Below are 7231 nucleotides of genomic sequence, written 5' to 3' on the forward strand. Positions count from 1 at the left end.
CTTTGCGTGAGATTGTGGTGATTTCATTATACCAAAGAAGTTCCTTCTCTTTTTATATGTTCTTCACTTTTGTGCAGTAAAGTTTTCCCACAATTATTTTACACTAACGACGGCTCCGGCAGTAAAAAAGCAGCCGGGCCCGCAGGCCTGACTGCTTGTATGAATCGTATGCCGTTAGTTCGCTGTTTTTACCGAGCCCGAATGGAGCACTTGCTGTACCTGCTCCGGTTCTTCGGCGTATTCTGCCTTGACTGTAGGCAGCGTAATCGGCGTCTTGTCGACGACGCGGACGATGAGGAGCGTAATGATGCAGATGAGCCATTCGAAGTAGATGACGTGCGGCAGCACGCGGACTTCCGGGAACAGCTGCCAGGCTACGAGGCCGACGATGCCGACGAGAGTCGTCCAGAAGGCCGTGTTTTTACGGCACAGGGACGGGCAGAACATGGTGCACAGGAAGACCAGTGTGAAGGCCGTCGTCAGGCTCAAACCGATGAGCATGACCTTGACGATGCCGACGGCGTTGAAGGCCAGCCACAGCGTGCCTAAGCCGATGATCAGGATGATCAGCCGGTTGGCCTTGACGTAATTGGCCTGGGAAATATCGGGCTTGAAGAAGCGCTTGAAAATATCCTGGGCGACGAGGGTGCCGGCTCCGAGGAGAATCGTGCAGGCCGTCGATACGTCAGCCGCCCAAAGCGCTGCCAGGGTCATGCCCGACGAGAAGGGATCGAGACTCATGATGATCTGCGGCAGGGCCATGGTCGGGTTCAGTTCGGGGAACTGGGCTTTAGCCGCCAGTCCCAGTACGGCGCAGAGGAAGCCGACGGGGAAAATCAGGATGCCGCCTAAGATATAGCCTTTGCGGGCGGCGTTGACGTCTTTGGCGCCGCAGGCGATCTGCACGGGGCCCTGGGCCGTAATGGCCTGGGTCGTCATGACGATGATCCAGCCGATGAGGACGGCGAAGGACAGGCCGCCCATCGGCGTAAACCAGCCGAAATCAGCCTGGGGCAAGGCGGCGTTGATGCCGCTGATGCCGCCGTCGCGGATGAGGATGCGCACCATCGAGTAGATGATGCCGAGGTAAATGACCGTAACGCTCAGAATATTGGACAGTCCCGACGACCAGAGGCCGCCGATGGCCGTAATGCCGATGAAGACGACGGCGCTGGTAATCATGCCGGCGTGCATGGAAAAGATATCGGGCATGAGGGCGTGCAGGATAGACCCGCCGGCGACGTACTGCAGCGACGTAATGCAGATCATGATGAGAGATAAGCCGATGACGCTGATGACCCGGGCCTTTTTATCGTAGCTCCGTTCAAAGAGCTCGGGAATCGTCGTACAATTCAGGGCCCTGTACTTGCCGGCGGCGACGAAGCCCATGATGACGGCGCCGATGGCCCAGGCGGCGTTGTACCAGCCCGCTGCCAGGCCGATGGTCGTGGCGCTTTCAGCTACGCCGACTGTCGACGCGGCGCCGACGGCCATGCCGGTGATGCTGACGGCGACGAGGCCCGTAGAGAAGCGCCGTCCGGCAAACAAGTATTCCGTCGGGTTTTTGCTGGCCCGCCGTTTGACGTAAAATGAAATGGCGAATAATAAGACGATATATAAAATGACAATACACAACTGAATAGACATTTTCCATTCATCCCCTTCAGAAAAGCTGTTTATCGCAACTGTAGTTCCGTACAATGCAACAACAGTAACATAAGATGTTATTATTGTATTCCAAAACGGAGAAAAATACAAGGTAGTTTATTGAAAAAAGAAGAAAATATCCGCAGTTTTCCAATAAATTTTGCATAGCCTTTGTCCTTTATCTCAATATTTAATATGTTTTCTAAGAAGTTAAACGTTTGTCTCAAAAGATGCGTTCATACTTGAATAGATAAATCTATTTTTTGGCAAATAAAATCGGGCCCCTGCGGAAACGCCTGCAGGAGCCCGGGCTCGTTACTGGAAGATAAAGAAATATAAGGAGGCTACGGCGGCCAGGATAATCCGGTACCAGCCGAAGACCTTGAAGTCGTTGGTCTTGATGAAGGACATGAGGAAGCGGATGGCCAGCACGGATACGACAAAGGCGACGATCATGCCGGTCAGGAGGACGGCTCCCTCCGTGGCCGTGAAATGGAGGCCGAAGTCCAGCAGCTTGACGGCGCTGGCCCCTATCATAATCGGCACGGCCAGCAGAAAGGTGAACTCCGCCGCGGCGACGCGGGATACGCCGATCATGAGGGCGCCGATAATCGTCGAGCCCGAACGGGACGTCCCGGGAAATACGGCGGCGATGAGCTGGAAAAAGCCGATCCACAGGGCGGCCTTATAGGTTAGGTCGGCCGTTGTTTTGATAACCGGCTCTTTTCCCTTGTTCCTGTTTTCCACGACGATAAACAGGACGCCGAACAAGGCCAGCATGACGATGACTACGGGATAAGTGAAAAACAAAGAGTTCAGCTCGTTGCCCCACAGCAGGCCGACGACGCCGGCGGGAATGCTGGCTGCGACGATCTTCGGCCATAAGGCCAGGGCTTCAGCCTTGAGGCGGAAGCCGCCGCGGAGGGAAAAGGGCAGGAGCTTGTCGCCGAACAGGACGAGTACCGCCAATATCGCGCCGAGCTGGACGACGACGAAAAACATTTCCATGAATTTTTCCGACATGTTCATGGTCACGAATTCGTTCAACAGGATCATATGGCCTGTGCTGCTAATGGGTAGCCATTCCGTAATGCCCTGGACGATGCCGAACAATACGGCTTTTGCGATTTCAATAAGCATAGGGAGGTCTCCTCTTTTGTGAACCCTGACGGCAGCGAAACCGGCCCGTCCCCTGCCCTGGCAGTGAGAACGGCCCGCGGAATCGTCGCGCATCGGCGTTTAATTTATACAACATATGTGCATACAGATAAAGAAAGTATTGCCGCCGGTAGTGGTAATGTATTTCAACTTGCTGCGACAAATAACAGCTTATTTTAACAGTACGAGGCCGGTCTTGTCAATTCGTTTTTTCGATAGAACAACACGTATTGTTGTATATGCCGCTACGGTATGGCCAGCGAAGAGGCGTTGCTCTTTTCGCCTTGGGGAAAAGTTTGTGAAATTTTACTCTTGTTTCTTTCAGCCCGATGTGGTAAGATACGGGCAAGGCAAAAGATGACATCACCTTTGTGAGTTATACTTTTTCGGATAATTATATTTGCGCGATGTACGTGCATCTGCTTGGATCGTAACGGACCGAGACAGAAAGGGTCACTCATCATAATCAGGCGTGCAGGGGATTGCTGCGTTCGTGTCTCTGCGCGCTGGTTGCAGCACTTGTGTATGTGCGCCTTTCGGTCTACGCCGGAAGGCGTTTTTCTTTTGCCCCGACTATTTTACTAGGAGGTTGATACCTTGAAAAAATGTTGCGGCTTTTTAGTGAACAACATGGCCCTCTTCGTCCTGCTCATCGGCGTCGTCGGGGCCGTGCGGCCTCAGACCCTGACCTGGGTCGGCCCCTACGTGGGCTGGCTGCTGGGCGTCGTCATGTTCGGCATGGGCATGACCCTCACCTTCCAGGATTTTAAGCGGGTTCTGCAGCGTCCCTGGGAGGTCCTGCTGGGCGTCGTGGCCCAGTTTCTCATCATGCCCCTGGCGGCCTGGTTTCTGGTCTGGCTCTTCGCCCTGCCGCCGGAGCTGGCTATCGGCGTCGTCTTAGTGGGAACCTGCCCGGGCGGCACGGCGTCCAACGTCATTTCCTACCTGGCTAAGGGCGACGTAGCCTTGTCCGTTTCCATGACCATGGCGACGACCCTACTGGCGCCGGTCGTTACGCCGACCCTGACCTGGCTCCTGGCCGGCTCGTGGATAGAAGTATCCTTTACGGCCATGATGATTTCCATCGCCCAGATGGTCCTCCTGCCCTTGCTGCTGGGGCTGACGGCGCACCATTTCTTTGAAAGGACTGTAGAAAAGATACTGCCTGTCATGCCCGTCGTATCGGTCGTCACCATCGTCCTGCTAGTCGGCGGCGTCGTGGCCCTGGGGGCTGAAAGCCTGCTGGACGTCGGCCTGCTCATGGCGGCTATCGTCGTGCTGCACAACGCCTTCGGCCTGGTCCTGGGATACGGCATGGCCCGCCTGTTCCGCCTGGATTCCAAAAAGGCCCGCACCGTGTCCATCGAAGTGGGCATGCAGAATTCCGGCATGGCCGCCTCGCTGGCCGTCCTGTACTTTAGCCCGGCCGCGGCCATTCCCGGCGCGATTTTCAGCGTATGGCACAATATTTCCGGCTCTATCGTAGCGAACTACTTTGCCCGCCGCGATGAACGGAAGCGCGTAGACGTAAAGAATGTAGAATCAATTCACTTGGCATAAAGGAGCATTTCTATCATGAAAATTTTTACAACTGTAGCAGATATGCAGGCCTTTTCGGCTGCCTTAAAAAAAGAAGGAAAATGCATCGGCCTCGTCCCGACGATGGGAGCCCTGCACGAAGGCCACCTGACCCTCATGCGGGCGGCGAAGGAAAAGTGTGACGTCGTCATCGCCTCGGTCTTCGTCAACCCGACCCAGTTCGGGCCGAACGAGGATTTCGACGCCTATCCGCGCCGCTTTGAAGAAGACTGCCGCAAGCTGGAAAGCGTCGGCATCGATGCCGTGTTCCATCCCGAACCGTCCGAAATGTATCCTGAAGGATACTGCACCTACGTCAACGTAGACGGCGACATTACCCATAAATTGTGCGGCGCCCAGCGGCCCATCCACTTCCGCGGCGTGGCGACGGTCGTCACGAAGCTCATGAATATTACCCGGGCTGACGAAGCCTTTTTCGGCCAGAAAGACGCCCAGCAGGTCGTCGTCGTCCGCCGCTTCATCGACGATTTGAACATTCCCGTTCACATCAACATGGTGCCCATCGTCCGCGAAGACAGCGGCCTGGCCCGCAGCTCCCGCAACGCCTACCTCTCGCCGGCAGAAAAGGAAGCGGCCCTGGTCTTGTCGCGCAGCCTGAGAAAGGCTAAAGCCGCTTACGACGGCGGCGAAACGAATGCCAAAGCCTTGAAAGCTATCGTCACGAGAGAAATTCAGAGCGAGCCCATGGCCGTCATCGACTACGTAGACCTGTTCTCCTTCCCGGCCCTGCTGCCTGTGGAAACAGTGAATGAACCGTGTCTGCTGGCCATCGCCGTCCGCATCGGCAAGACCCGCTTGATCGACAACGTTATTTTAGGAGATGCCGCAAAATGATACTGAATTTACTGAAATCTAAAATCCACTGTGCTACCGTTACGGAAGCCAACCTGCAATACATGGGCAGTATTACCATCGACGAAGCCCTGATGGAAGCGGCCCATATCCTGCCGAACGAACGGGTCCAGGTCGTCGACAACAACAACGGCGCCCGCCTGGAAACGTACGTCATTCCCGGGCCGAAGAACTCCGGCGTCATCTGCCTGAACGGCGCGGCGGCCCGCTGCGTCCAGCCCGGCGACGTAGTCATCATCATGGCCTACGCCTTCATGACCGAGGACGAAGCCCGGTCCTACGTGCCGACCGTCGTCATGGTCGACGGACAGAACGCCGTCCGCGAAGTGCGCCAGGCAGAACATCACGGCCAGACCCATTAAGGCCGGCCCATGTTTCACGTGAAACGCCTCTTTCCTGTCTTCACATTTTCTTAACAATTTCTTCATGACTTTTTCATAGGCAAGCAGTATACTATAGATGTACTGAAGAACAGATATACTTTCTTTTACATAACTCACGTATTGCAAGGAGGCGTACCTATGAAACTCTTTTTGGCTAAAAAGCTGCGCGTCGCCCTGGCCGTCATGGCCTTCGCCGGCTGCACGGCGGCCTTTGCCGCTGACGGACAGGCTGCTTCCGTTCAGGTCAGCCCCGACGCCTATTCCTATTGCCACGACGGCTCCGGCCACGGCCATCATCACGGCTGCGGCTGGTAATGACGGCGCAGGACGAGCATAAAAAGCGTTTTCCCCTTATCCATCGCAGATGAGGAGAGAACGCTTTTTTTTAATAACTGCTTTTGCTTGCCCCATTTGGAACGATGAAAATCTTCATAGTTTCTTCATAACTTCTCCATCCTTTATTCACGGGCTTCTTATATACTGTACTTGTAATCAGGAACACATCATACAATGGATTTCAGCATAGGAGGTATACGTTATGAAAACGATCGTTATGGCTAAAAAATTCCGGTATATCCTGGCAGTTGTCGCCTTAGTCGGCTGTACGGCAGCCTTTGCCGCCGACGGCACGGCAGATACGGCTCTGACGAATCAGAGCCAGAGCCAGTATACCTGCCCTTATCATCAGGACTGCCCTTACGGCGACGGCCGGGGACGCGGCCAGGGACGAGGGCATCACCACCACCGCGGCTACTGCCATCAGAACGACGCCCAGACAGTGACACAGAAATAACGGACAAGCTCCCTTCAGCGGATATCCCTCCGGAGGGAGCTTGTTTTTTCTGCCGCTCATAAATTTATGAGCGACTTATAAATTTGCTAATATATTGTTCGCCGCGAGTTAATTTTTTATAATGAGTTCAGACAAAATCAATTAAGAGGCATTGCATGGGAGGTATGCATCATGATGAATGAACAGGTTATAGCGTTATTGAAGTCGGGCATTTGGGATTTGGCTACCTGCGCGGACGGCGAACCGAACGTCGTGCCCGTCGCCTTTAAAGACGTGACGGAAGATGGCAAATTGGTCGTCGGCGACGTATTTTTAGAAACGACGCTGCGCAATATCAAGGCCAACGGCGGCAAAATCGCGATTTCCGTATATGACGGGCAAAGCCTGGAAGGGTATCAGATTAAAGGCGTCGCCGAATACGTGACGGAAGGCCCTGTCGTGGATACGTTTAAGAACATGGTCGAAGCGATGTTCAACGGCGCGGCGACAGCTAAAGGCGCTTTAATTATTTCTACGGAACAGGTTATCGTGACGACGCCCAGCGCAGACAATAAGAAAGTATTATAAACTAAAGGAAAAATAACGGTACGCGGCGATACCTTTAGCTGCATGAGTATGATACGGCGAGCCTGAAGACATGTCTTTGTTTTCGGGCTCCTTTTATAAGGAAGAGCGGCGTAAGGAGAGATGAAGGTTAATTGTAAAATGAATTTGAACAGGTAATCAAAAAAACAAAAATCCATAGTGAAGCTTCATGTTAAAATGGTTTTGCGAGAAATCATCAACAAAGGAGCAATCA

At 53.9% G+C, this 7231-nt stretch carries 8 protein-coding genes; 6 read left to right on the plus strand and 2 right to left on the minus strand.

The annotated features are described in order from the left end of the window. Positions 1–174 precede the first annotated feature (174 nt). Positions 175–1647 (minus strand): sodium:solute symporter family protein, encoded by a 1473-nt coding sequence (locus B5F80_RS10945; protein ID WP_239386355.1) that lies wholly within the window; start codon positions 1645–1647, stop codon positions 175–177. A 315-nt stretch (positions 1648–1962) separates the two neighbouring features. Further along, positions 1963–2787, minus strand: a complete 825-nt coding sequence (locus tag B5F80_RS10950) for an undecaprenyl-diphosphate phosphatase (RefSeq protein ID WP_087478855.1) — start codon at positions 2785–2787, stop codon at positions 1963–1965. Between the two features lie 615 nt (positions 2788–3402). On the opposite strand from B5F80_RS10950, the gene B5F80_RS10955 reads away from it, so the two are divergent. The 6 genes from B5F80_RS10955 to B5F80_RS10975 all read left to right on the plus strand — a co-directional run bounded on the left by B5F80_RS10955 (position 3403) and on the right by B5F80_RS10975 (position 6999). After that, positions 3403–4365: a bile acid:sodium symporter family protein gene (locus tag B5F80_RS10955; RefSeq protein ID WP_087478856.1), complete on the plus strand. Its 963-nt coding sequence runs from the start codon at positions 3403–3405 to the stop codon at positions 4363–4365. Positions 4366–4380: 15 nt separating this feature from the next. After that, positions 4381–5238 carry a pantoate--beta-alanine ligase gene (gene panC / locus B5F80_RS10960; RefSeq protein WP_087478857.1) on the plus strand — a complete coding sequence of 286 codons (858 nt, stop codon included), beginning with the start codon at positions 4381–4383 and terminating at the stop codon, positions 5236–5238. Then, the gene (gene panD / locus B5F80_RS10965; protein ID WP_087478858.1) at positions 5235–5618 is read left to right on the plus strand and encodes an aspartate 1-decarboxylase; all 384 of its coding nucleotides are present in this window, start codon (positions 5235–5237) and stop codon (positions 5616–5618) included. The genes panC and panD overlap by 4 nt, the downstream gene beginning before the upstream one ends. A gap of 159 nt (positions 5619–5777) precedes the next feature. Continuing rightward, on the plus strand, positions 5778–5954 hold the full coding sequence (locus B5F80_RS11300; RefSeq protein WP_157949725.1) for a hypothetical protein: 177 nt from the start codon (positions 5778–5780) through the stop codon (positions 5952–5954). A gap of 223 nt (positions 5955–6177) precedes the next feature. Continuing rightward, positions 6178–6432 (plus strand): hypothetical protein, encoded by a 255-nt coding sequence (locus tag B5F80_RS10970; protein WP_087478859.1) that lies wholly within the window; start codon positions 6178–6180, stop codon positions 6430–6432. A 171-nt stretch (positions 6433–6603) separates the two neighbouring features. Continuing rightward, positions 6604–6999 (plus strand): pyridoxamine 5'-phosphate oxidase family protein, encoded by a 396-nt coding sequence (locus B5F80_RS10975; protein WP_204246401.1) that lies wholly within the window; start codon positions 6604–6606, stop codon positions 6997–6999. Positions 7000–7231: the final 232 nt, after the last annotated feature.

This window comes from Megasphaera sp. An286, assembly GCF_002163455.1.
In the GTDB taxonomy this organism is placed as follows: Bacteria; Bacillota; Negativicutes; order Veillonellales; family Megasphaeraceae; genus Megasphaera; species Megasphaera stantonii.